The 23,340-nt window shown below is 58.0% G+C and carries 22 protein-coding genes, 1 other RNA gene and 1 pseudogene; 4 read left to right on the top strand and 20 right to left on the bottom strand.

The features are described 5' to 3' along the window. Positions 1 to 14: 14 nt before the first annotated feature. From efeB to PM3016_RS01120, 3 genes are all read right to left on the bottom strand, one after another. Positions 15 to 1,292, bottom strand: a complete 1,278-nt coding sequence (gene efeB / locus PM3016_RS01130; protein WP_014368168.1) for an iron uptake transporter deferrochelatase/peroxidase subunit — start codon at positions 1,290 to 1,292, stop codon at positions 15 to 17. A gap of 3 nt (positions 1,293 to 1,295) precedes the next feature. After that, positions 1,296 to 2,174 carry an iron uptake system protein EfeO gene (gene efeO, locus PM3016_RS01125; protein WP_014368167.1) on the bottom strand — a complete coding sequence of 293 codons (879 nt, stop codon included), beginning with the start codon at positions 2,172 to 2,174 and terminating at the stop codon, positions 1,296 to 1,298. A gap of 162 nt (positions 2,175 to 2,336) precedes the next feature. Then, positions 2,337 to 3,242: a LysR family transcriptional regulator gene (locus PM3016_RS01120; RefSeq protein WP_014368166.1), complete on the bottom strand. Its 906-nt coding sequence runs from the start codon at positions 3,240 to 3,242 to the stop codon at positions 2,337 to 2,339. 118 nt (positions 3,243 to 3,360) lie between these two features. Between PM3016_RS01120 and PM3016_RS01115 the strand changes: the two genes are divergently transcribed. Next, positions 3,361 to 4,650, top strand: coding sequence for an amino acid permease (locus tag PM3016_RS01115; RefSeq protein ID WP_014368165.1), 1,290 nt, complete (start codon positions 3,361 to 3,363; stop codon positions 4,648 to 4,650). A gap of 71 nt (positions 4,651 to 4,721) precedes the next feature. Here the strand turns inward: PM3016_RS01115 and PM3016_RS01110 are convergent, their stop codons facing one another. The 3 genes from PM3016_RS01110 to PM3016_RS01105 form a co-directional block, all read right to left on the bottom strand. Next, positions 4,722 to 5,810, bottom strand: a complete 1,089-nt coding sequence (locus PM3016_RS01110; protein ID WP_014649075.1) for an inorganic phosphate transporter — start codon at positions 5,808 to 5,810, stop codon at positions 4,722 to 4,724. 230 nt (positions 5,811 to 6,040) lie between these two features. Next, positions 6,041 to 6,214, bottom strand: a complete 174-nt coding sequence (locus tag PM3016_RS38355; protein ID WP_014368164.1) for a hypothetical protein — start codon at positions 6,212 to 6,214, stop codon at positions 6,041 to 6,043. Positions 6,215 to 6,493: 279 nt separating this feature from the next. Then, positions 6,494 to 6,952, bottom strand: a complete 459-nt coding sequence (locus tag PM3016_RS01105; RefSeq protein ID WP_013914044.1) for an SRPBCC family protein — start codon at positions 6,950 to 6,952, stop codon at positions 6,494 to 6,496. 129 nt (positions 6,953 to 7,081) lie between these two features. Between PM3016_RS01105 and PM3016_RS01100 the strand changes: the two genes are divergently transcribed. Further along, a complete protein-coding gene (locus PM3016_RS01100) occupies positions 7,082 to 7,912 on the top strand; it encodes an AraC family transcriptional regulator (protein ID WP_014368163.1) in 831 nt (276 codons plus the stop codon). 7 nt (positions 7,913 to 7,919) lie between these two features. Here the strand turns inward: PM3016_RS01100 and PM3016_RS01095 are convergent, their stop codons facing one another. Both PM3016_RS01095 and PM3016_RS39230 read right to left on the bottom strand, forming a co-directional pair. Continuing rightward, positions 7,920 to 9,044, bottom strand: a complete 1,125-nt coding sequence (locus PM3016_RS01095) for a TolB family protein (protein ID WP_014368162.1) — start codon at positions 9,042 to 9,044, stop codon at positions 7,920 to 7,922. Continuing rightward, positions 8,944 to 9,372 (bottom strand): hypothetical protein, encoded by a 429-nt coding sequence (locus PM3016_RS39230; RefSeq protein ID WP_238540411.1) that lies wholly within the window; start codon positions 9,370 to 9,372, stop codon positions 8,944 to 8,946. Before PM3016_RS39230 ends, PM3016_RS01095 begins: the two co-directional genes overlap by 101 nt. A gap of 228 nt (positions 9,373 to 9,600) precedes the next feature. Here PM3016_RS39230 and PM3016_RS01090 point away from each other — a divergent pair, with 228 nt between their 5' ends. Together PM3016_RS01090 and PM3016_RS41255 are read left to right on the top strand one after the other, a co-directional pair. After that, positions 9,601 to 10,188: a TetR/AcrR family transcriptional regulator gene (locus tag PM3016_RS01090; RefSeq protein WP_014368161.1), complete on the top strand. Its 588-nt coding sequence runs from the start codon at positions 9,601 to 9,603 to the stop codon at positions 10,186 to 10,188. Between the two features lie 110 nt (positions 10,189 to 10,298). Beyond that, entirely contained in the window at positions 10,299 to 10,466 is a 168-nt protein-coding gene (locus PM3016_RS41255) for a DUF5367 family protein (RefSeq protein ID WP_420798965.1), read from the top strand. An 89-nt stretch (positions 10,467 to 10,555) separates the two neighbouring features. Here the strand turns inward: PM3016_RS41255 and PM3016_RS01080 are convergent, their stop codons facing one another. From PM3016_RS01080 to tpiA, 12 genes and pseudogenes are all read right to left on the bottom strand, one after another. Continuing rightward, positions 10,556 to 11,083: a DUF3231 family protein gene (locus PM3016_RS01080; protein WP_013914038.1), complete on the bottom strand. Its 528-nt coding sequence runs from the start codon at positions 11,081 to 11,083 to the stop codon at positions 10,556 to 10,558. Between the two features lie 79 nt (positions 11,084 to 11,162). After that, a complete protein-coding gene (locus PM3016_RS01075; protein ID WP_014368159.1) occupies positions 11,163 to 12,863 on the bottom strand; it encodes a GMC family oxidoreductase N-terminal domain-containing protein in 1,701 nt (566 codons plus the stop codon). After that, entirely contained in the window at positions 12,860 to 13,519 is a 660-nt protein-coding gene (locus PM3016_RS01070) for a hypothetical protein (protein WP_014368158.1), read from the bottom strand. The genes PM3016_RS01075 and PM3016_RS01070 overlap by 4 nt, the downstream gene beginning before the upstream one ends. A 140-nt stretch (positions 13,520 to 13,659) precedes the next feature. After that, positions 13,660 to 14,022, bottom strand: a transfer-messenger RNA (tmRNA) gene (gene ssrA, locus PM3016_RS36895). A 186-nt stretch (positions 14,023 to 14,208) separates the two neighbouring features. After that, positions 14,209 to 14,694, bottom strand: a complete 486-nt coding sequence (gene smpB, locus PM3016_RS01060) for an SsrA-binding protein SmpB (RefSeq protein WP_014368157.1) — start codon at positions 14,692 to 14,694, stop codon at positions 14,209 to 14,211. A 123-nt stretch (positions 14,695 to 14,817) separates the two neighbouring features. After that, a pseudogene (gene rnr, locus PM3016_RS01055) lies at positions 14,818 to 17,327 on the bottom strand (ribonuclease R). Positions 17,328 to 17,357: 30 nt separating this feature from the next. Further along, the gene (locus PM3016_RS01050; RefSeq protein ID WP_014368155.1) at positions 17,358 to 18,161 is read right to left on the bottom strand and encodes an alpha/beta hydrolase; all 804 of its coding nucleotides are present in this window, start codon (positions 18,159 to 18,161) and stop codon (positions 17,358 to 17,360) included. A gap of 94 nt (positions 18,162 to 18,255) precedes the next feature. Continuing rightward, positions 18,256 to 18,495 carry a preprotein translocase subunit SecG gene (gene secG / locus PM3016_RS01045; RefSeq protein WP_013914031.1) on the bottom strand — a complete coding sequence of 80 codons (240 nt, stop codon included), beginning with the start codon at positions 18,493 to 18,495 and terminating at the stop codon, positions 18,256 to 18,258. Between the two features lie 174 nt (positions 18,496 to 18,669). Continuing rightward, positions 18,670 to 19,380, bottom strand: coding sequence for a M50 family metallopeptidase (locus PM3016_RS01040; RefSeq protein WP_014368154.1), 711 nt, complete (start codon positions 19,378 to 19,380; stop codon positions 18,670 to 18,672). 310 nt (positions 19,381 to 19,690) lie between these two features. Continuing rightward, entirely contained in the window at positions 19,691 to 20,983 is a 1,293-nt protein-coding gene (gene eno / locus PM3016_RS01035; protein WP_013914029.1) for a phosphopyruvate hydratase, read from the bottom strand. A 51-nt stretch (positions 20,984 to 21,034) separates the two neighbouring features. Further along, positions 21,035 to 22,579: a 2,3-bisphosphoglycerate-independent phosphoglycerate mutase gene (gene gpmI / locus PM3016_RS01030; RefSeq protein ID WP_014368153.1), complete on the bottom strand. Its 1,545-nt coding sequence runs from the start codon at positions 22,577 to 22,579 to the stop codon at positions 21,035 to 21,037. A gap of 1 nt (position 22,580) precedes the next feature. Then, positions 22,581 to 23,333, bottom strand: a complete 753-nt coding sequence (gene tpiA, locus PM3016_RS01025) for a triose-phosphate isomerase (RefSeq protein ID WP_013914027.1) — start codon at positions 23,331 to 23,333, stop codon at positions 22,581 to 22,583. Positions 23,334 to 23,340 lie beyond the last annotated feature (7 nt).

The following is a 23,340-nucleotide window of genomic DNA, read 5'->3' as shown; positions in this document are numbered from 1 at the left end:
CCCTCTCCAACTCTCTAGAATAAAGTACTTCCGATGTAGCCGCCCGGCTTCACACCGGGCAAGCAGGCATACAGGCCGCTGCCCACATGAACGATGTATTCGTTCAGCTTATCCGCTGCCGCCAGTCTCATCTGCATCGGGATAAACTGCTCGCGCGGATCCCGGTTGTAACAGAGAAAGAGCAGGCCTGCGTCGAGCTGGCCCGTCTTCAGGTCGATCCCATTGGAGTAAGAGTAGCCTCTACGGAGAATCTTGACCTTCCCTTCCATGTTCGCCAGAGCCACATGGGAGTCGGCCGGGATCATTGGCTTGCCCGCCGCATCCTTCTTCGCCAGATCAAGCGGTTCGAATTCCGTCCGGCCCCCCAGCGGAGCACCGGTCGCCCGGTGGCGCCCAAAGGTGGCCTCCTGCTCGCCGAGGGTCGTGCGGTCCCAGACCTCGATACGCATTCGGATGCGCCTCATGACAAGGTAGCTTCCTCCGGTCATCCAGGAGGGATGATCCCCGCCTTCGGTCCAGACGATCTCCTTCGCTGCAGCGGCATCCTGCACATCAGGATTGTTCGTTCCGTCCTTAAAGCCCAGCAGATTACGGGGTGTCGATCCCTGCGGATCGGCGGCACCCGTGCGCTGGAAGCCCTCCTGCAGCCAGCGCAGAACCGCCTTGCCTCTGGCGATGCGGATCAGGTTGCGGATTGCGTGGAAGGCCACCTGCGGATCGTCGGCGCACACCTGAACGGCGACATCGCCCCCGGACCATTCGCTCAGCAGCGCGTCCCCCTTGAAGCGGGGCAGGTCAACAAGCGCCGCCGGCCGCTGGCCCGAAAGCCCATACCGCTCATCGAAGAAAGAAGCCCCGAGCCCGAAGGTGATCGTGGTCCGTGAGGGATTCAACCCCTCCGCTTCACCCGTATCATCCGGCGGTACGAGCGGACTGCTGTTGTTGTCTCCGGCCCCTTGTCCCTGCGACATCCGGGCGGCGGCCTCGGTCCAGCGCGTGAACAGCTCGCGGACCTCCCCCAGGTTCTTGGCCGTCAAATCAAACGCACCCATGCAGATAAAATCCTGCATTGGCGTAATGATCCCCGCCTGGTGCTCTCCATAGAATGGGACCACCTTCCCCTTCGCTCCGTCAGCAGGAACCGCAGGAGCAAGCATCCCTTCGCCCAAGGCACCCGCCTTGATGCCGCCGACCCCGAGCAGAAGACCGATGCCCCCTGCGCCGGCCAGCTTCAGAGCGTCCCGGCGCGAAAACGACTTCTGAAACAGGTCTTTCTTCGATGAACCGCTCATCCGTTATCCCCCGATCACAGTGCCCATTTTGGACAATGGTTCGGCCAGGGCATCCACCGCCTGGCTCAGCTTCTTGGTTTGTTCAGGCGTTAATTCAGTGTAAGATACGTAGCCCTTGTCTTTACGGTAAGGCTGCAGCGCCTGATCCAGCTCCTTAAACCGGCTATTGATCTCACCCGCAAGCGCCGCGTCCTTGTTCTCTACGGCCGGCTTCAGGACCTGGTAAATCTCATGGGCACCCTCCACATTGGCCGCAAAATCATACAAATCGGTGTGTGAGTAGCGCTCTTCCTCACCGGTGACCTTGCTTGAGGAAACCTCGTTAAGCAGCTCAACCGCACCGGTAACGAGCATCGCCGTATCGATCTCGACACTCTCTACCTTAACCCGCAGCTGCTTCACGTCCTGCAGCAGCTGATCGGCCACTTTGTCCTGGCCGGCGACCGACTTCGTCTCCCAGAGCGCTTTCTCCAGACGGTGGTAGCCTCTCCACTCGTTGTCCGGCACATCGCCTTCGCGCGCATCGATCCACGGATCGAAATCGCCGAGCGATTCGGCAATCGGTTCAATCCGTTCGAAGTGCATGCGGCTTGGAGCATACAGACTCTTCGCGGTCTCGATATCGCCGGCCTTGACGGCTTTCGTGAACGCATCAGCCGCCTTGACGAATTCATCGGTCTGCCCGATGACATACTGGCGGTACTTCTCAATCGCTTCCTTCTGCACATCCGCTGCCGGTACCGCCTCGGCAGGCTTGGCAGCCGTCTCCTTCTGGGCTGAACCCGAGGCGGCGGGTGCCGAAGACTGGCCGCAGGCCGACAGAAGCAGGGAAGAGCCGAGCAGAAGAGTAACCCAAGCCGAATTCTTGTTGGTCACCAACATAAAACAACCCCTTGTCATATATAGGATACTTATTCACACGATAATGATTCTCATTATCTTCTTTAACTGATAATAATTATCATTGTATGCCCGGCTTATGGGATTTACAAGAGATTTATTAGTGAATATTTTAAGACGAAATCTTCCTCCCGCCTGCCCCTCTTATTCCAGCTCTTTACGCCACCGCTCCGCATGCTTATCCACCAAAGCGAGAAACTCATGAAGCGCCGGGGACCGCCACTTTTTTGTATGATAAGCGATCTGGGTGGCCGGCCGCTGCGGCCGGTCGTCCCACGCGAGTCCCGCGAGCTTGCCCTCGCGGATTTCATTTCTCACCGTAATCCACGGCAGGAAGGAAAGCCCAAGCCCCGACATCACGCAGTTCTTGATCGTCTCGATGCTGTAGAACTCGAGATCGGGGTCCGGGAAAACACCGTGGTGATGCAGGTGCTGCTCGAACATCGCCCGGTAAGTACAGCCCGGCTCGGTATGCAGAATCGTTTCGCCCTGCAGGTCCAGAGGCTCCACCCGCTGGCTGGCAGCCAAGGGATGCGCGGGAGGAGCGACCAGGGCCATCCTCTCCTGCACCAGCGTCCGGATGAACAGATCCTTGTCCTCGGTCTCCGGCTGCAGCAAAAACGTCAGGTCGAGTTCTCCCGAGCGGGTCAGGTCCCGAAGCGTCCAGCAGACCCCCGGCTTCAGCGTGATCTTCACCTTAGGATAGCGCTCGCGGTATTCCCTGAGAATCTCCGGCAGGCGGAACGCGGCAAGCGATTCGGGAGCCCCGATCGCCAGCGTACCGGCCAGCTCGGCGTCCGAACGGAGCGCATCCTTCGCCAGCGTATGCAGCCTTGAGATCTCCTGGGCATAGGGAAGCAGGCGCCGGCCCGCGTCCGTGATCAGAATCTTTTTGCCGATCCGGTCGAACAGCGGAGCCTCCAATTCGGCCTCCAGCGCCTGAATCTGCGCGGTGACACTGGACTGCGCATACCCGAGATGGGCGGCAGCCCGGGTGAAAGAGCCCATCTCCACGACGACCAGAAACGTAAACAAGTATCGGGATTCCATACGTCCCCCTCTCTCATCGGTTATACCGATGAAAATAATCGTGATATTCCGTTTTACCGATGATCTCATTATCGGGTACCATGAATGAAACTGCAATATAGTGAAAGGAAGGATTCCTATGAACTCATCCGGCGGACTTCAGCGCACGATCGGCCTGCCGCAGGCCGTAGCTCTCTATATCGGTGCCGTCCTCGGCTCCGGCATCCTCATTGTTCCGGGATTGGCCGCAGAGATTGCAGGACCTGCATCTCTGCTGGCCTGGGGGCTGATGGCCCTGCTGATCTTCCCCCTCGCCTGGTCGATGGGACTCCTATCCGCCCAATATCCGAATGCCGGCGGAGTGTCGCACTTTGTTACCCTGGCCTACGGCAGAAGAGCAGGTACTCTGACCGGCTGGTTCTTCCTCATGTCGGTACCGATCGGAGCCCCCGTTGCCGCCTTGACCGGCGCGGGCTATATGACCGCAGCCTTGGGCTGGGGGGAGCAGGCCAAGATCGCCATCGCCGCCGGCATGCTGGTTCTGGCGCTGCTCGTCAACTATGTGGGGATGAAGATTGCCGGACAGCTGCAGCTGATCGTGGTTCTCGCCATTCTTGCCGTGCTGATTCTCGCCATCGCCGGGGCCCAGCCTCATATTCAAGCCGGTAATCTGACCCCCTTCCTCCCCCACGGCTGGGTCAGCGTAGGGCAGGCTGCGGCGATCCTCTTCTGGTGCTTTATCGGCTGGGAAGCCGTATCCCATCTGTCCGAGGAATTCCAAGAACCGAAGAAGGCCGCCATCCAAGGAGTCACGGCCGCCGCTCTGATCGTGGGAGTCCTGTATTTCCTGACCGCCTTCGCCGTCGTAGGAACGGGAAGCTACCGGGGTGCCGCCTCCGATGCCTCCCTGGTCTGGGTGATACTCCGGCTGCTGGGTCCCGCGGGCGCCTGGATCTCCGGCATCACCGGGATTTTCATCTGCACGGCCACGATCATCGCCTATGCGGGTGCCTCTTCCAGGCTTGCCTACGCATTGGCACGCGAAGGAGAGGCTCCGCGGTGGATGGGCGGCCTCTCCGCCAGATTCGGCACGCCCACGGGGGGACTCGGCTTCCTTGCAATCACGGCGGCCGCCGTCCTCACCCTGTACGGGAGCGGTGCCGTGTCGCTCGCGGAGCTCATCCAATTTCCGAACGCCACGTTCATCCTGACCTACCTCGGGGGCTGCGCCGCGGGAATGAAGCTGCTCCGGGGAAGCCGTTGGGGAAAACGCGTCAGCACGCTGTCCTTCGCCTGTACCTTAACCGTCTTCCCTTTCGTAGGCTGGGCTATGCTGTATCCGATAGTCATCGTCCTGGTCTACTGGCTGGTAAGCAGAGTGCGTGCAGCGAAAGCTTCCCGTTCCCGCTCCGCTTCCCAAGCCTCTTAGCACGGTATGTTCAAGAGAGAAACACACAAAGGCCCATCCTCCAAGAGGATAGGCCTTCATTGCATCCTTGCTTATATGCCCGCGCCTTCTTCGTTCATCGCGCGTCTTTCCGCTTGCTCCGTATCGTACAGGCTCTTCAATCCGATCAAGGAGATCAGCACCGCCACCATGACCACGATCAGGTAAGGCGCCGGTTCGATGAATAGCTTCACCAAGGTGAACGAAACGGTCATCGACAGGAGAGGAGAAACGAGCCATACTTTAAGAATCTTAAGCACAATGCCCTTCTGCCACAGCCGGAAGCCGTGTTCGGCCGAGCCCATGCCCAGAATGGCCGTCGTCGTAATCTGGGTCAGCGGCACAGGGATACCGTACAGCGAGGAGATGATGACGAGCGTGCCGCCGGTGCCGGAGATCGCCGTTCCCTGCAGGAGCGACATCCGGGTAATCTTCTTGCCGTTGGTCTCCAGCACCTTGCCCCCAAGCACCAAGGCCCCCAGCGCAACGAACAGGCCGCCCCAGAATATCCCCTCCTCGGTACCGAGCAGGCCGGCTCCCACCAGCGGTCCCACCGCATTGGCTACGTTGTTCATACCGGCCGAGAACGCTTCCGTAAAACCGGCAGCCAGCACCAGCCACATCAGCCCTTTTGTCCACCAGCCTTCCCCCTCGCCCCTCCACCTGGCATCCCGTCGCTCCAGTCTGCGGATCACATGCCCCATCCCCCAGGCCAGCGTGAATGCCACCACCGGAAGAATGACCCAGAACGATACGATCACAAGCAGCTTCTGGACGAATACCGTCTCATAAGCAATGCCCACCCCGACGACCGCCCCAACGGTCACCTCACTGGTTGACAAGGGGATGCCGAGCAGGTTGGCTCCGAAGAGAGTCAGCGTCGCCGAGAGCAGGATGATAATAACCAGTTCAACGGTCAGCAGCTTCGGGGGAATGATTCCCGACCCCAGAGTCTTCACTACTTCTCCACCACCCAGATAGGCCCCCAGGAATACACCTACGGCCACAAGACTCAGCGCCGCCATCTTCCGGGATACCGCTCCGCTGCCGTAAGCCACGCCCATGGAGGCAGCCGCACCGCTGGCTCCGATATTGGCGGCAAAGAACAAAGCTATACCAATCGCGATCCATGTAACCCACATCACCATTCACATCTCTTTCGCCAAATCGTCCGTTTTGTAATCATCGGTATGCCATGTAGAATTTTTGGTCATTGTAGCTTACTTGCTTTACCACGTCAATAGAGTAGATTACCCGCCGCAGGACCGAATGAAAATTCGGGTCTTTCTTATGCAAAAAGGAGCACCCCTCTATGGATGCCCCTCTTCTTACTTATATATATAGTGGGTATGGAACCCCCTATGCACACCTTTTATTTCATGCTCTCGTTCCATTCATACTTGTTGCGGTGCAGTTCTTTGACCAGATCCCTGAACATACAGCTCTCCCGCTCGTTCAGCCCGTATTGATTATCCTTAAGAATTAAGCTGCCCAGGTGTCGCTTGAGGATCTCGCTCCGGCGTTCCAACAATTCCGTATAAGTCACATCGTCAGCTCCCTGCTCATCTGTATTTTGAAAATCGGTCCCGTTTAGTATAGCAAACATGGTTTTTCAGGGGAAACCGGTCTATGGGAGCTCAGAAGCGGTAATGGCCCCTAATCCTCTATGAGCCGCCTTCTCCCCGCCGATTCAAAAACATTCGCCCGAATGCTCCCGTATCGTATCCATTCCTGCTCCCTTGCAAGGGAGCAGACCGCTCCGCCTTCCTAAATATTGCGCAATAAAAAACCCGCAACAAAAAAAGCGCCCCGCCGGGCGCTTCTTCTACCATCCGAAATCGAGAGCTTTTCCCGTTTCGGCCACCGTCTTGATGTTGCTGAGAATCATCCACCAATGGCTCTTCGCATTCTCATATGAAGGATGACCCGGGGTCCAGCCGTCGTTGACCAGCGTCAGTTTGGTACAAGCGCCGACGGTATCCAGCGTGAAGGTAACCCTGGATTCGAGTTCCGCATGGTTGTCCTGATACGATGCACCGGGATGCTCAAGGTAGCTGATCTCCTTGAGCGGCTCGTAGTTCAGAATCGTCCCATAGACATGGACCGTCTCATCCCCCTCCTGGCCCGGCCCGACGTACTGGAACGGGGCTCCTTGCTCGAAGGTGGACTGCAGCACACAGCCGAAGAAAGTCTTGCGAGTTCCTTCCGGTGAGATGAAGGCGTTCCAGACCTCCTCCACTCCCGCTCCGATATAAAATTCGTATTTCAGGGCTTCTCTGTCCATGATCGATCTCTCCTTGATTCTATGAAGATGGAATTGTGATACTATGAGTATAACGCTGCAGGTCATCCAAGTATTGTAAAAACGCGACAAGCCTGCATCCCATGTCATCCAAACCACAGGAGTGATCGCATGAACGCAAATATTCCTTGGCCCAGTATGGGCGTACTGCGGATGCAGGAAGGCAGCCGCAGGTTCCGGCTTACACGCCATGACCCTTCAGAGGAGCTGGCCTTCTTCGTCAAGCACTATTGGGTGGTCCGCTGGGATGTGTCGGATGGGGCAACCTACCCGCAGGAAGTTCTCCCTAACCCTTGCGTCAACCTGGTCGTGGAAAGGGAGAAATCGGCCATCTTCGGGCCCTCGAAGCAAAAGTTCACTTATCCCCTCCATGGGCGGGGGTGTGTGTTTGGCGTGAAGTTCAAGCCGGGCGGCTTCCATCCCTTCTCGCGCCGGCCTGCAGCCCACCTCGCCGACCAGCCCTTGGCCATAGGTTCTGTGTTTGGCGTAAACGCCGGGGAGCTGGAAGACGCCATGCTCTCGGAGCCGGAGGAAAGCCGGATGATCGAGCTGGCCGAAGCGCTTCTGCGGCCGAAGCTCCCGCCGCGGGACGAGCAGGTTCCTTTCATCGGCCGGATTGTGGACCGGATCCGGGAGGACCGGAGCCTGACGAGAGTGGACCAAGCCGCGGATGCCTTCGGGCTCAGCGTCAGGGGACTGCAGCGGCTGTTCCATCAATATGTCGGCGTTACGCCGAAGTGGGTCATCCAGCTGTACCGGCTCCACAATGCAGCCGAGGCCATGGAGCAGAGCGGACCACCGGACAGCTTGGAGCTCTCCATGGAGCTGGGCTATCACGATCAGGCCCATTTTATCAAGGACTTCAAAGCCATCGTCGGCCGAACCCCGGAACAGCATGCCAAAGGAAGGATAGGACGGGAAGAAGCGGAGAAGTCGTCTTAGAAGCTCTTCACCGCTGATTCTGCCCCACCAGATCCGAAGCTTCAGGTGCTATACCGGATGCCAGAGATGGAGAAGCGCCGCTCGCAGCGACGAAGTAATCCCATAACCTGACCTCCACCCCGCCGATCCGCTCAAGATAGGACGAGAAGAAGGTGACGGAAGCGCCCGTATCTCCAACCGCAGGCCTCTTGCCCGAGGGCAAGAGGGAAACGGACGCCTCCGGTACCTCAATCCTCGCAGAGGCTGCCCCTTGACGGGCCGCGACATATAACTCCGACTCATCCCCGTTATCGCTCGAATCCACCTCGTAAGCGACATAAGCGCCGCTGCGGCTGATCGAAGGATGCCGGCTGTCGCCTGTATGCTGCGTTCCGTCCGCTTCCTTGGATACTCTGTGGAAGACGGCATCCGTTACGTCGTAGACATAGATATCATCCCGGTTGTTGGTATCTTCACCCTGCACGAGATCATCCCTGAAGGTAGTGAAGGCCACATACCGGCCGTCCCCGCTGATCGATGGGGTCTCCCCCTCGGCAATCCGCTTGGGATACGTTCCCGCTGCCGCTTGACGGTCATAGAGGTACAGGCTCTCCGTTCCGTCAGGTTCATCGAGATCGGTCAGCTTCGCCTGGGAGACCAAGACGATCCGGTTTCCGTCGCTGCTAATCGAAGGATGCCGGCTGTCATGATTCCGGCCCTCCTCCAGCGGAACACTGATCCGCTCGAGCCTGCTGCCGGAGCCCAGCCGGTCGAAAAGGTACACATCCCGCTCCCCGTTCGTATCGCCGGGTACGAGCCCCTCCGCATCCGTATCGAAGGCAACATACCGGCCGTCCGCGCTGATCGAAACGTAATCGCCTTCCTCCATGCGAAACTCCTTCCTGCCGGTTGTACCGTTCACGGTCTCCAGCGTTTCCGTGGTCCGGTCATAGAGGTACACTTTACTTTGGCCGCTGATCACCGTATCCGCGTAAGTATACGCGATATAGCGGGCATCCGGCGTCATGTCGAAATAGAGAACCGACCCGGTCTCATCCGGGGTCTTCACCCGCTCGCAGCCGCCCGTGCTGCGGTCCCGGATCAAGACGATTTGGCGTCCCGGCGCCTGCTCGACATCCGGCGGATACGTCATGAACGCCAGATACCGTTCGTCCGAGCTCAGCTTGCTGATCGGCGTATCGATAGGTCGCGTACAGCATCGACGCAAAACCACGGTTATTCTTCGTCAGCAGGCTCCATGTAAGCGGAGCGCCTGCCGGCGTCGGCTTGGCGTTGGCCTGCACCGCTGGGGGCGCGACGCTGCCCGTTCCGTAATCGGATTCCGTGACCGTGCTGAACGCCGGTTCGAAGTCCGGGCCCGCTGCCGCCCCCGCTGCCGGCAGCACCGAGGAGATAAGCAGCGCCGTCGTCAGGGTGACGGACAGTTTCTTTTGGATGGAATGGACAAATGCGGGTCTCATATAACGATCAACCCCTCCGATACAAATGATACATGCGGTATCAGTATAGCAGGGAACGCCTTCAAAACCTGTGGGAATCTTCACCGTTTTCAGGAGTGTGTGAAAATAAACAAAATGCGTTAAAACCCCAACCTGTCCGGCGGCAATTGACAACGATTGGAAAGGTCCTATAAAATGATCTCATATTCCGAGTTAGTTGTTCAACTAACTAATAAGAGGTGACGAACATTGGCCAGACCCAATCTGATCTCCAAAGCGGAGCTGCTGCAAGCCGCCCGGATCTGTCTAGCTGAGAAGGGGATCGAGAAAACGACTCTGAAGGCTATCGCGGACGAAGCGAAGGTGAGTCAAGGCACTGTCTATTACCACTTCCGCACGAAAGATCAGCTGATGCTTGAATTGACCCAAAGCCTGTGCGCTGCCTCTTGGCAGTCCCAGAACCAGCATAAGGAGAGCGGAAGCATAGAGGAAGCCCTGCAGGGAGCCAAAGATCGATGCGGCTACGACTCCTTCTATCACAGGTTGTTCTTCACGTCCATGGCTGCGAGCTTCCAGTCGGAGCCGAATCGGGAGCGCCTGGGGGCAATGCTCCGTGAGGAGAATGAACAGCTTGCCAGCCTGCTGTGTTCCCGGTGGAACGGCTCTCCGGTCGACGGAATCCCCCTCGAGCACTGGGGCGTTCTGATCAATGCGATGGTTGACGGTCTTGCCGTGCAGGCTCTGCTCGATAAGGACTTTCCCAAGGATGCCGTATTCAACTCGTTTGGGCGTCTGCTTCATGCGATATCGGGCGGGGTGAATAATCTTGAGCTCTAACTCGGTTCTTCCAAAGAGAGAGGGGATTTTCGTTGTCTGGGGATTGGTTCTATGGCTGCATCTTCCCCTTGTATGCCCTTCTCGGAGTCCCTTCCGGCGGCCGCATTCGAATGTCCGTCCGGATCGCGCTGCCCGGCATGTTCCTGGATATCTTTTCTCTCGCTTTCCATTCTTACGTCTTCCCCTCACTTCCTCCAGAGGGTATTCCTCTGCTGGCCGGATGGCTGCTCTGGGCCTACGGGTTAATCCTGGCCACCGGGCGTCTTCCCAAGAGTTAAACCTCACTGCCGCCCCTGCTGCCGAAACAGCCAAAGAGCACCAAGCCCCTTACCGGCTTGGTGCTCACACATGCGGTACAGCTTCCATTTTACGGCTTGTAAACGGGAGGCACCTTCAACCACCCTTTGCGCATCAAAAACTCTCTCAGGCTGACCGCATAGGTCATCTTCCGCATCTGAAACTTGACGAACATCGCGGCGACATCCGGCCGGACCGCTTCCGTCATTCCCCGGCAGGCATAATTGATGCCGAGAACAATGTTGAAGCTGAGCAGGTTCGCCACTTCCTCGTCCGACAGATGGGCGCCTTCGGGAAGCTCTCGGAAATCCCCGATCGTTTTGTCCGGGGTCATCGAAGGCAGCGGGACGCCTTCCGCCCTCATGAACTCCGTGACCTCTTCCATGATCGGGCCGTGCACATCGTGGATGACCACCCGCAGCATTTCTTTAAGCTCAGGCTCCTGTACAATATTGTAGGACACCTGCTCCCCGCGCATTGTTTGTTCCGTCGCTGTGGTGTAGAACCACAGGTTCATCACCTCCCCCACATTGAGAGGCGGCTTCTCTCCGTCCAGGAAAGGCTTGATCGCATCTTTAAATACTTCAAAAAGATTCATCTGCAGACAACACTCCATGTGTTTTTATTACATAGGTTCCCCTCTCGAATGGATTTTATTGCAATACCTGCCGATCCCATCAAAAATAAGTCTGAACCAGCTTCTCCGCGGCTCGTGTTGCCAAAGCCTGTGTGGTCAGCGTCGGATTCGCTCCGCCTAACGCATTGAAGTGCACGCTGTTATCGGTGATGTACAGCCGCCTGACCTGGTAAGCTTCGCAGTTCTCATTGACGACAAAGCCCATTCTCATCGTGCTCTCCATATGTATAAGCAGCGAACCGGGCCAATCCGAGCGATGCACCTTCCGGGCTCCTGCCTTACGCAGGATATCTACAGCAATCTTCGCCAGCTCCATGCGACTCCGTTCCTCCCGAGCCCCCGGAACATAGCGTATCTTCGGAACTGGTCCATGTTCATCCTGCACTGCCGCATCGACCGTAATACCGTTCCGGTAATCGGGTTCATCATCCGTGAAAATCACGATACTGAGCGTCCGGCGGTAGTTCTCCATCCAGTACTGAAACTCCGCCCCTACCAGACGGCCAACCAAATCCCCTGTCTCGGCAGCAGCCGGATGCAGAAAACTGTAACCGTTTTGGCTGAAGCCATAGCTCATCGAGGCGGTAAGTCCCGGACTCATTCCCGTCACCATGAGCGAACCCAGCCCCGGAATATCCAGCCTGCCCCCGGAGGTATGGCCCACGAAGGGATTGATCTCCGGGCTTCCCAGAATCCGCAGCAGATCCCGTTCATCGAACATCCCGGTCACCCAGCCGAAATAATGATTGGAGAGCCCCCGGCCTACCCACCGGTTGGCCGGCAGTCCGGAATTCAGCCAGAGCCGCGGGCTTTCAATCGCTCCGGCCGCCATGACGATGACATCGGCCCTAAGCTCTTCGATCTCCCCGGTCCACGTATCCCGGATGCGGACGCCCGTGGCCCGGAGCCCCTCCGAAGGGTGGGCTTCCGTCAGAATCCGCGTCACGAAGGTATTGGGCCTGACGGTGACCCGCCCGGTCCGCAAGGCCAGCGGAATATAGCTGACATTGGTGGAACGCTTCGCGATTTTGTCCACCGACGGGCCGTGCGGACAGCCGTTCACGCAGTGACCGGCCAGTGTACAGCCCTCCATCCAGGATAACTGCTCCAGCGAGTAAGCCGGATCGGTAAGATGCCGGTTCGGGGGAAGAATTGCGTTGGGCTGGGGCCGGTAGCCCGGTGTAGTTACATTGAGGGTAGGAATCAGCTCCCAGCCCGCCTTCTGCGCACCGAAGAAAAACAATTCTTCCTTGGCGGTGACGGGCGCAAACTCCACGGGCAGCGTCGCTTCCACTCTCTCGTAATATGGCACGAGTTCGCGGTAAGAGATCGGCCACACCCCGTCCACTCTGACGGGGAAAGCCCGCGGACAATTGGCCAGATAGCTCTGCGTCGTCCCTCCAACCCCTGAATTCTGCCATACAAAGCCCCGCTCCGTCAGATTGCGGAACCAGGGAGGGCGGTTCCGATCCGCGGGTCCCCACCGCAGCTTGCCTGTAATCTGCTCATTCATGTCCCCCTCGAGCTTGCTGTACTGCTCCTTGAAGAGAGAGACATTCAACTCGCCCGGGTCCGAGCCGCTCTTGGCGCCCCGTTCTTGATTGGGTTCAGGCCATCCCGAATGACCGTACCAGGGGCCTGCCTCCAGCACCAGCACCTGCAGTCCCATCTCTCCAAGCTCTTTGGCCATCACGGCCCCGCCGCCGCCCGAGCCGATGACGATCACATCCGGATCTCTCACTGCGATCCCCCCTGGCATGCAGGATAGGTCAACAGGAAGCCCCGAAATTCCCGGTAACCGAACGATGGTCCGGGATATCCCGCAAGCTGCCAGCCGGGAGGAACGAACTGAAGCCGGCGGTCGGCCGGCGGGGCAAACCGCGTGGTGCCGTAACCGTACCATTCACAGTAATACCCAAAATACGGCAGCTGTGTAAACGAATTGACCATGGTCTGCACCAGTCCCGGATTGTTCTTAAATGGAAGGGAGAGCTCTCCCAGAGGAATCTCCAGGCGGTCGATCAGCTCCAAGGTCAGCAGCCGGTCTATCGGCGCCAGCCGGGTAAACTGTCCGCCGCCGGGGAAGCCTTCGGTCAGCGGCAGAGCCAGACCTCTGCGGATATACTGCTCCGCTCCCAAGTCCAGCATCTGTGCCGTGGACCTGGACAGCGGCGGGAGCCCATCTGGAGCATTCACCGGCTGGAACTGGGAATGGTCGAGCTCTCGGATCAGGTATTCGTGAAGTTTCAGCTCTACTCCACCGGGGACAGGGATCAGATCACTGCCCGTACCCGGCGGCGTCCGGTAAGTGACCGGAAGAACCGCTTCGAGCAGCGCCTCAAACGTCACTCTGACATAGGGATCTTTCGTTTCGGTTTCTCCGTTGAACTTTGCCATCTACTCACCGCCCCATTCATTCAAGCGCGCGTCCAAAAGTTTATAAATTAGTTTATTGGGATGTGGGGTGGACTATGTCTGCGGGCGGGGGAACGGGTAGAAAGAAAAAACACCGACCTAGGAGAGTCGGTGTTTTTTCAGTATGGAGACGAGGGGATCGAACCCCTGTCCGAAGGCAACGCCACACAGGCATCTACGGGTGTAGTCACAGTTTTGATGTCACCCGAGCAGCGCCCCGTAACCGGCTCTGCTTTGGGTCAGCCTGATTGTCTTCTTCAGCTCACCGCAGGCGGAGATGAGACAGCGTATCCCACTAAGGTTGAGCCCCTATCCCGGCACATGGGCGATGCAGAGTAGGAGCCGCGTCACAGGTTATTAAGCTGCGAAAGCGAGTTGTTGTTTTTGGTTGCCATTTAATAGGCTTTAGCGTTGATGAAGTGGACGCGTCCCCACTACCCGCAACCCGCGCTCGTACTACCCCCGTCGAATCCAAAAACGTCCCCGGATTGGTAGACTTGTGCGGTCTACTAAAATTGATGCTAGGTTCTTGCGCTGAATCTCTCAGCCGCTTGCGGGAAGCTCGTGGTTGCTCATCCCCGGCTGCTTGTTTATTATAGCATACTCTCGGGCGAAAGGAACACCCGACTATCTGGAAGAGCATCCAGTCCGGCCGACTATACTCGTGCGGCTTACCTGGCCACCTTCTGCTTCTCGCGCAGTGCCCTTGCGATCTCCCGCTGGGCATCCTTCTTCGCTGCCGATTCACGCTTGTCGTACTGCTTCTTGCCTCGTCCAAGACCGATCAGGAGCTTAGCGTACCCGTTGCGCACGTAGACTTTCAGCGGAACGATGGTATAGCCTTCCTGCTTGGATTGGCCGAGCAGCTTGTGAATCTGCTCCTTACGCAGCAGAAGCTTGCGTGCTCTCGTCGGGTCCTCCGGATTGAACCGGTTCCCCTGGGCGAATGGCGAGATATGCATATTGTGAATGAAAGCTTCGCCGTTGCGGATGGTTGCGAACGCGTCACCGATGTTGGCTTTGCCGAGCCGAAGCGACTTGATCTCCGTACCGGTCAGCACCAGCCCGCACTCGTAGGTGTACTTCGATAAAATATCGTGGGACGCCTTCTTATTCTGGGCAAGCAGCTTCGCTTCATTGGGATTCTTCTGTGCCATATTCGCAAGACCTCCTACTTCACAGCGATTTCCATTCCAAGGGATGGAGTCCATTGTACCAGACTCCATCCCCGGAAATCAAGAGCTCGCTATGCCTTCCGTGACCAGCCTACTGCCTGCCCTCTACCGCTTCACGGTCTTCTTGCGCTTTTTGCGCACGAAGCCCGTACCGCCGCCGCTCTCGCCGCTGCGTCCGACCGCGTCCAGCGCCCGCGCCTTCGCGGCCCCCGGGCCCTTGCCGGCGCCCACGGCGCTGGCACCGCGTCCGGCTTTGCCGCGACCGCCGCCGCCCAGGCTGCCGCGTGCACCGGGCCCGGCTGCCGCTCCGCGCTTACCCCGGCCCCCGCGTCCTCCACCACCGCTGCCGGCAGCTGCCGGTCGTCCTTCGCCGCCACCGCGCGCTCCGCGGGCACCTCCGGCGCCGCCGCGCTTGCCTGCTCCGCGGCGCACACCGTTCAGCGCGTCGACGAGGCTCATCTTCTGCGAGCGCGGCTTCATGTCAACCATCTCGAAGTCGATGGTCTTCTCGTCCATGTTCACCCGCGAGACGCGGACCTTCACCTCGTCGCCGAGACGGAAAATCTTCGATGTGCGTTCCCCGATCAGCGCGTGCTGCGCATCATGGAAGTGGTAGTAGTCGTCTGTGAGATCCGAGAGACGGATGAGACCTTCCACCGTATTCTCCAGCCGATGAACATCCCGAAGGAGGTGACGCTGGAGATAATGCCGGTGAACTCTTCGCCGACCTTGTCGAGCATGAACTCGGCTTTCTTGAGAGCCTCGGTTTCCCGTTCGGCATCTACCGCTACCCGTTCGCGTTCAGACGACTGCTTGGCGATATCGTCCATTCTTGAAGTCAGATACTCATGCCGTTTGTCGGTAAGACCGGTTCCGCCGCCCTCCAGTACCTCTCGCATGACCCGGTGGATGACCAAATCCGGATACCGGCGGATCGGTGATGTGAAGTGGGAATAGAACTCGGCCGCCAGACCATAGTGACCCATCGAGTTCGCATCGTACTTCGCCTGTTTCATGGAACGCAGCATGACCGTCGAGATGACTGTCTCTTCCTTCGTTCCTTTGATCTCCTCCAGGAGACTCTGCAGTGCCTTCGGATGAATCGTATTACCCTTACCGCGCACCACATAGCCGAAGTTCGTGATGAACTCGAGGAAGTGCTGCAGCTTCTCCGCGTCCGGATCTTCATGGATCCGGTACAGGAACGGAACCTTGAGCCAGTGGAAATGCTCCGCCACCGTTTCGTTCGCCGCAAGCATGAACTCTTCGATGATCATCTCGGCGATGGAACGCTCCCGCTTCACGATATCCGTCGGTTTGCCGCTCTCATCTACGAGGATTTTGGATTCCTGGAAGTCAAAATCGATCGCACCGCGGCGCATCCGCTTGTTCCGCAGCCGCATCGCCAGGTCTTCCATCCGGCGGAAATCGTCCATGAGGTACGCGTACTTTTCCTGCACTTCAGGCTCGGCTTCCCCTTTGAGCAGATTGCGCACATTCTTGTACGTCATCCGCTCGCTGGTCCGAATCACACTCGTAAATACATCGTGCCGAACCACGTTCGCCTGTGCATCGAACTCCATTTCGCAGGACATCGTCAGCCGGTCCACTCTCGGATTCAGGGAGCAGATCCCGTTCGAGAGACGGTGGGGCAGCATGGGAATGACCCGGTCCACCAAGTAGACGGAGCAGCCGCGGCTATACGCCTCCTGGTCCAGCGCCGAGTTCTCGCGAACATAATAGCTGACGTCCGCAATGTGAACGCCCAGGACGTAGTTGCCGTTCTCGAGCACTTCCACATTGACGGCATCGTCCAAGTCCTTGGCGTCTTCGCCGTCGATGGTAACGATTCGCTTGTTGCGGAGGTCGCGGCGGCCTTGGGACACAATCTCCTCTTCCGTAATGACGTCCGGAGCTTCCGAAGCCTCCTCCATCACTTCATCCGGGAAGGCCTCCGGAAGACCATGCTTGCGGATAATCGAGAGAATGTCGACGCCTGGGTCATTTTTATGCCCAAGAATCTCGATGACTTCTCCCTGTGCCGCCGCCCGTCCTTCCGGATAGGAGACGATATTGACGACCACCTTGTGCCCGTCCATAGCCCCGCCGAAGGAATCCTTCGGGATGAAGATATCGCGTACCACCCGCTTGTCGTCCGGTATGACGAACGCATACTCCTCATGGGCCTGGAACAGACCGACAATCCGGGTGTTGGCTCGTGACACGACCCGGACGACTTCCCCTTCCATCCGTCCCCCTGAAGGACTGCGGGAAGTGATGCGGACCAGTATGATGTCCCCGTTCATGGCTGTACTCATATCGTTCGCATGAATGTAGACGTCCGGATGCTCCTTATCGTCCGGAATCAGGAAGCCGAACCCTTTGGCATGAGCCTGCAGACGGCCCCGGAGGAGGTTCATCCGCTCCGGCACGCCGTACCGGTCATTGCGTGTCCGCACGATCAGCCCTTCGTTCTCCAGCTCATTCAAGAGCTTCAGGAAATCCTTGAACGCCTGGGCACTGTCGAGTTGAAAATGCTGCTCAAGCTCCTGGTAAGTCAGCGGCTTATAAGCCTCTTCCTGCATAAAATCAAGTAATATGTCTTTAGTGATCATGACGGTCACCTGCCTTCTTCTTTCTATACTTTATGGCGCATACCCCGCCGCCGTTTGTTCCCATGTCCCTATATGCTCAAGCGTCACCAGAAATCGGTGAATATCCGCGTATACCCGCTCCCGCTCCTCATCCAGCAGGATGGCATGCGAGGTGGAGGGGTAATGGGCCATCTGCCGGAAGGCCGAGGAGACATGGCGGTAGATGTACTCCGCACTGCGCGGCAGCACAAGCTTGTCCCTTCCCCCTTGTCCGATAAAAAGCGGGGCTTTTACTTCATTTAAACTGGTTTTGACGTGCTTAAGCAGCTTGCGCAAATCCACGACACAAGGAATCGGCGTACGGCTGTAGGAGCAGGCTTCCTCGATGATATGAGGGGGGACGGTCGGACGCCGCTCCACATACTTCACAAAATACTGCAGCAGCACGGCCAGTACGGTCTTGCGCGAGGCCAGGAAGATCGGTGCGGCGAGGGAGACGACCCCGGCCAGCGGACGCTCCATCGCCAGCTTCAAGGCCAGGAGACCGCCCATCGAATGTCCTACGGCTACGATCCGCCGATCCGGACCGCCCTGCGCCCGGATGGTGTCGAAGCTCTCCGTCACATGCCTGGACCAGTCGTTCAGCCCCGTACGGATCATATCCTCGGGCGTCGTTCCGTGGCCCGGCAGCAGGATCCCCCTTACGGTATAGCCCAGATCGTTCAAGTAGTAGCCCAGGCGGCGGAACTCCGAAGGCGAACCGGTGAACCCGTGGATAAGCAGGAGTTCCGTGGATGCCCGCTCTCCCGTTCCCTTCAGGTGAAAGGGCTCCGTTGTTCGATACTGCCGCGTCAACTGCCTCGCCTCCCTGCCGTAACTCCGTACTGACCGCTGCATAGTAATAAAAAAACAGCAGGAGTATCTTTCCCCTGCTGTCACGCTTTTATGTTTATACCGCTTTTACAAAGTAAGCCACGATCAAAGACAGAACAAAGAACGCTACCGCAAGGCCCATCGTCAGGCGATTGAGGAACAGCTCCAGGCCGCGTGCCTTCTGCTTTCCGAACAAGTGCTCTGCACCGCCGGAGATGGCGCCGGATAACCCCGCGCTCTTGCCTGGCTGCAGCAGTACTACCGCGATCAGACCGAGCGAAGCGATAACCAGTATAATCTTCAGTGCAACTTCCATAATCCTACCTCCTGCTAGTGTACGAGAGAACTTGCCCGATGTCCTTAGGCCCATGTGTCGATGAAAACCCAGAAAACAGACAGCATGCATAGTATAGCACACTCTTGTCCATCTGACAAATCCTGCCGGGAAGGGGGCGGCCGCATTATTATAGGATACCCAACTTTCCCGGATTTAATCCTCGTACCTTGTATAATGGGCCGGGGTACGCCGGTATTCCGATTTTCTCCCCTGCAGGAACAGCGTGATGGCACGTACCGCGCACCAAAGGGCAAACAGGGTGAAGAACGCCCCCCAGGCTACCGCAGGAATCGGGGTGACCAGCGACAGATTCGTTGCATCGCCGGCCCGAGAAGGATCACGCAGCGCATAGAGGACCAGCGAGAAGGGGCCCATAACGGATTCCTCCAGCGTCAGGAAGGCAATCAGCAGATAATACAGGTCACGGATCCAGGCCGGCATGAACGCCAGCATGACGACGTTTAGGAGGATAAAACCGATCAGCCACATGACGCCGAACTCTCCCCGAACGAACAGAATCAAAGCCGCGATCGCGATCAGTGTAATCACCTGCAGACCGAGCCTCTCCCGGTCATGTGCCCTTACACGGAACAGGAACAGGGCGAACAGCGATGCCGTCATGTAGCCTGCCATGGCAATCGGAATCAGGCTCCAGGGACTGGAGATCTGCGAATACGTCACACCGCTGTGGTTGGCGAACAGTTCAATGTACATGACCTGGCCCTGCAGCAGCAGGGTCACCACCGCATGACCGAATTCGTGAATCATGGTATCCAGGTTGCGGAAGAACTCATTGAACGGGATGAAATGGGATAAAAAAACGGACAGCACCAAAAACGCGATCGTCTTGAGCCACCGGTTCATAGGGCTTCCCTCCTCTCCTTCAGTGGGATGATGGTGCAGCTTAGCATCTCCTGCCAGTATATGCGGCTTTCCTGCAGGTAAGCAGGCTGACCTTACCTTACCTTATCTTACGGGACAGTCCGGACCCGGTTGTTGGTTGGGATCGTTATCCTTTTGTTCCCATTTTACCCTGGCATTCCGCCCTTCAATCAGCCGGCTGTTCCGGATTCAGAACCTTGTAGGGCCAGTATACCGTTCGCCGGTGAAAAGAAAGTGAAAAAACCCGCAGAGGCCTGGGCCCTGCGGGTTTTGACGAAGCTTCAAGTCATGCTTACTTGAAGTTTTTGAGGTTGTAGAATGCGCTCTTGCCTGCGTATTGAGCAACGTCCGTCAGCTGGTCTTCGATGCGGAGCAGCTGGTTGTACTTCGCTACGCGGTCCGTACGGGAAGGAGCACCGGTTTTGATTTGGCCGGCGTTCGTCGCCACGGCGATGTCGGCAATCGTGCTGTCTTCGCTCTCGCCGGAACGGTGGGAGATGACAGCCGTGTAGCCTGCGCGCTTCGCCATTTCGATCGCGTCGAACGTTTCGGTCAGGGAACCGATTTGGTTCACTTTAACCAGGATCGAGTTACCGATGTTCTCTTCGATACCGCGGGACAGACGCTCGGTGTTCGTTACGAACAGGTCGTCACCCACGAGCTGAACTTTGCCGCCGAGCTTCTCGGTGAGAAGCTTCCAGCCTTCCCAGTCGTCTTCGGAGCAGCCGTCTTCGATCGTGATGATAGGGTACTTGTCAACCCAAGCCGCCAGGAAGTCAACCCACTCAGCGGACGTGTAGGACTTGCCTTCGCCTTCGAGGTGATATTTGCCGTCTTTGAAGAATTCCGTGGAAGCAACGTCCATACCCAGGAATACGTCAACGCCCGGCTTGTAGCCTGCGCGCTCGATTGCTGTGATGATCGTTTGGATCGCTTCTTCATTGGAGCCCAGGTTCGGTGCGAAGCCGCCTTCGTCGCCTACAGCCGTGTTCAGGCCTTTTTCCTTCAGAACGGATCTCAGGCTGTGGAAGATCTCTGCGCCTGTGCGGAGTGCTTCCTTGAAGGAAGGAGCGCCGACCGGCAGAACCATGAACTCTTGCACATCAACGTTGTTGTCCGCGTGCGCGCCGCCGTTGATGATGTTCATCATCGGAACAGGCAGCTGCTTCGCGTTGAAGCCGCCGAGGTACAGGTACAGCGGGATGTCGAGCGCTTCAGCAGCAGCACGGGCAACCGCCATGGATACCGCGAGGATCGCGTTCGCGCCCAGCTTGCCTTTGTTCGGCGTGCCGTCGAGCTCGATCATGCGCTTGTCGATGCCGACTTGGTCCAGCGCGTTCATGCCGATGATCTCAGGAGCGATCACGTCGTTCACGTTCTCAACGGCTTTCAGAACGCCTTTGCCGAGGTAACGGGACTTGTCGCCGTCACGAAGCTCAACAGCTTCGTATGCGCCTGTGGATGCGCCGGATGGTACGATAGCGCGGCCGCGTGCGCCGGATTCCAGATGAACTTCCACTTCTACCGTTGGGTTACCGCGGGAGTCGAGCACTTCACGAGCGTACACATTAGAGATTACTGTCATTACGGGATACACTCCTTCAAATTAGGTTTGGGATGAGGCTTGCTGATCAGGCTAGCTGCGGGAAGCAGCCAGCGTTGTGCCGGTCATTTCCGCCGGCTTGGACACGCCGAGCAGGTCCAATACCGTAGGGGCAATATCTGCCAGAATGCCATCGTTTCTTAGTGTAACACGACCGTCCGTCACAATGAAAGGCACCGGGTTGGTCGTATGGGCCGTATTGCGGGAGCCGTCCGGATTCGTGACGACATCGGCGTTCCCGTGGTCGGCGGTGATCAGTGCGACGCCGCCCTTGGCAATGATCGCATCCACGACTTTGCCAAGGCACTCGTCCGTTGCTTCAACAGCCTTGATTGTCGGCTCGAGAAGACCCGAGTGGCCGACCATATCCGGGTTCGCGAAGTTCAGGATGATCACATCCTGGCGCTCCGCTTCGATCTCAGCCACGGCTGCAGCCGCCACTTCATAGGCGCTCATCTCCGGCTGGAGATCGTAAGTGGCTACCTTCGGCGAAGGGATCAGAATACGGGTCTCGCCAGGCAGCTCGACATCACGCCCGCCGCTGAAGAAGAACGTGACGTGCGGGTATTTCTCCGTTTCGGCGATCCGCAGCTGCTTCAAGTCGTTCTGTGCCAGCACTTCGCCCAGCGTGTTGTCGAGGTTCTTCGGCTTGTAGGCCACGTAGCCTCCGACCGTCTCGCTGAACAGCGTAAGGCAGACATAGTACAGGTCCGTCGGCGCCTTGTCCCCGCGGTCGAACCCGCGGAAGTCGCTGTTCGTGAACACCTGGGAGAGCTGGATCGCACGGTCCGGACGGAAGTTGAAGAACACGACGGAGTCGCCGCTCTCCACCAGACCTACCGGTGTATGGTCCGGCTTCACAATGACTGTCGGCATGACGAACTCGTCGTACACCGAACGGATATAGGACTCCTGAATCGCATTCATCGGATCTTCGAAGGTCGGGCCGTCGCCATAAACCATGGCACGGTACGACTTCTCGGTACGCTCCCAGCGCTTGTCGCGGTCCATGGCGTAGTAACGTCCCTGTACCGTAGCGATGCGGCCTACGCCCACGTCTGCGATTTTCTTCAGGAGGCGCTCCATGTATCCCGCTGCACTGTCCGGCGCTACGTCACGGCCGTCGAGGAACGCATGGATGTATACTTCCTCGAAATTCTCCTTCTTGCACACATCAAGCAGCGCGAACAGGTGCTCGATGTGGCTGTGAACGCCGCCGTCGGACAGCAGGCCGTACAGGTGAAGCTTCTTGCCGTTGTCCTTCGCGTGGCGGATTGCTCCGAGGATGGTCTCGTTCTCGTAGAATTCACCGTCACGGATCGACTTGGAGATCCGGGTCAGGTCCTGGTACACGATACGGCCTGCGCCGATGTTCAGGTGACCTACCTCGGAGTTCCCCATCTGGCCTTCCGGCAGACCTACGGCTTCGCCGCAGGCGATCAGCGTGGTGTGGGGAAACTCGTTCCAATAACGCTCGTAGTTCGGCTTCTTCGCCTGGGCTACGGCATTGCCCTGCACGTCTCCGCGCAGGCCAAAGCCGTCCAGGATAATGACTGCTACCGGTTTCGGTCTGGCCATCTTACTTGGCCCCCTCGATCAGGGCGATGTAGGACGCCGGCTCCAGGGAAGCTCCGCCTACAAGCGCGCCGTCGATATCCGGCTGCTGCATGTATTCCGCAATATTGTTCGGCTTCACGCTGCCGCCGTACTGGATGCGTACCGCTGCAGCCGTCTCGGCGCCATACAGGCCGCTCACGACTTCACGGATGTAGCCGATCACGTCTTGAGCGTCTGCAGCTGTAGAAGATTTGCCTGTTCCGATAGCCCAGATCGGCTCATAGGCGATGACCACCTGTGCCGCCTGTTCTGCGCTCAGGCCTGCAAATGCGCCTTCGGTCTGCACTTTGCATACGTCCTTGGTCTGGTTCGCTTCGCGCTCTTCGAGCTTCTCGCCTACGCAGACGATCGGAGTCAGACCGTGTTTGAATGCCGCTTGGACCTTCTTGTTCACGATCTCGTCCGTCTCGCCAAAGTAAGCCCGGCGCTCGGAGTGACCGATGATGACGTACTCTACGCCGAGATCCTTCAGCATAACGCCGCTGATCTCACCCGTGTAAGCACCGTTGTCTTCGAAGTGGAGGTTCTGGGCGCCGACTTTGAGCGTCGTGCCTTTCACCGCTTCCACCAGGGCAGGAAGATTCGTGAACGGGGAGCAGATGACGCTCTCCACGCCTTCCACTTCCGCTTTGCCTTTTACTTCGTTCACGAAAGAAACGGCTTCCTGTACGGTTTTAAACATTTTCCAGTTGCCTGCAATAATCGGTTTACGCATGAAGGGT

It is taken from the genome of Paenibacillus mucilaginosus 3016 (genome assembly GCF_000250655.1).
GTDB classification, from domain to species: Bacteria; Bacillota; Bacilli; order Paenibacillales; family NBRC-103111; genus Paenibacillus_G; species Paenibacillus_G mucilaginosus.
Note: the sequence above shows the minus strand (reverse complement) of the source record. Positions and strands in the feature narration are given on the sequence as shown.

Excerpts from the sequence above, each read along its gene's own strand:
- efeB (WP_014368168.1), bottom strand. The coding sequence starts at position 1,292 with ATGAGCGGTTCATCGAAGAAAGACCTGTTTCAGAAGTCGTTTTCGCGC.
- efeO (WP_014368167.1), bottom strand. The coding sequence starts at position 2,174 with ATGTTGGTGACCAACAAGAATTCGGCTTGGGTTACTCTTCTGCTCGGC.
- PM3016_RS01120 (WP_014368166.1), bottom strand. The coding sequence starts at position 3,242 with ATGGAATCCCGATACTTGTTTACGTTTCTGGTCGTCGTGGAGATGGGC.
- PM3016_RS01115 (WP_014368165.1), top strand. The coding sequence starts at position 3,361 with ATGAACTCATCCGGCGGACTTCAGCGCACGATCGGCCTGCCGCAGGCC.
- PM3016_RS01110 (WP_014649075.1), bottom strand. The coding sequence starts at position 5,810 with ATGTGGGTTACATGGATCGCGATTGGTATAGCTTTGTTCTTTGCCGCC.
- PM3016_RS01105 (WP_013914044.1), bottom strand. The coding sequence starts at position 6,952 with ATGGACAGAGAAGCCCTGAAATACGAATTTTATATCGGAGCGGGAGTG.
- PM3016_RS01100 (WP_014368163.1), top strand. The coding sequence starts at position 7,082 with ATGAACGCAAATATTCCTTGGCCCAGTATGGGCGTACTGCGGATGCAG.
- PM3016_RS01095 (WP_014368162.1), bottom strand. The coding sequence starts at position 9,044 with ATGACGTATCCGCCGGATGTCGAGCAGGCGCCGGGACGCCAAATCGTC.
- PM3016_RS39230 (WP_238540411.1), bottom strand. The coding sequence starts at position 9,372 with ATGAGACCCGCATTTGTCCATTCCATCCAAAAGAAACTGTCCGTCACC.
- PM3016_RS41255 (WP_420798965.1), top strand. The coding sequence starts at position 10,299 with ATGTCCGTCCGGATCGCGCTGCCCGGCATGTTCCTGGATATCTTTTCT.
- PM3016_RS01080 (WP_013914038.1), bottom strand. The coding sequence starts at position 11,083 with ATGAATCTTTTTGAAGTATTTAAAGATGCGATCAAGCCTTTCCTGGAC.
- PM3016_RS01070 (WP_014368158.1), bottom strand. The coding sequence starts at position 13,519 with ATGGCAAAGTTCAACGGAGAAACCGAAACGAAAGATCCCTATGTCAGA.
- smpB (WP_014368157.1), bottom strand. The coding sequence starts at position 14,694 with ATGGCACAGAAGAATCCCAATGAAGCGAAGCTGCTTGCCCAGAATAAG.
- secG (WP_013914031.1), bottom strand. The coding sequence starts at position 18,495 with ATGGAAGTTGCACTGAAGATTATACTGGTTATCGCTTCGCTCGGTCTG.
- PM3016_RS01040 (WP_014368154.1), bottom strand. The coding sequence starts at position 19,380 with ATGAACCGGTGGCTCAAGACGATCGCGTTTTTGGTGCTGTCCGTTTTT.
- eno (WP_013914029.1), bottom strand. The coding sequence starts at position 20,983 with ATGACAGTAATCTCTAATGTGTACGCTCGTGAAGTGCTCGACTCCCGC.
- gpmI (WP_014368153.1), bottom strand. The coding sequence starts at position 22,579 with ATGGCCAGACCGAAACCGGTAGCAGTCATTATCCTGGACGGCTTTGGC.
- tpiA (WP_013914027.1), bottom strand. The coding sequence starts at position 23,333 with ATGCGTAAACCGATTATTGCAGGCAACTGGAAAATGTTTAAAACCGTA.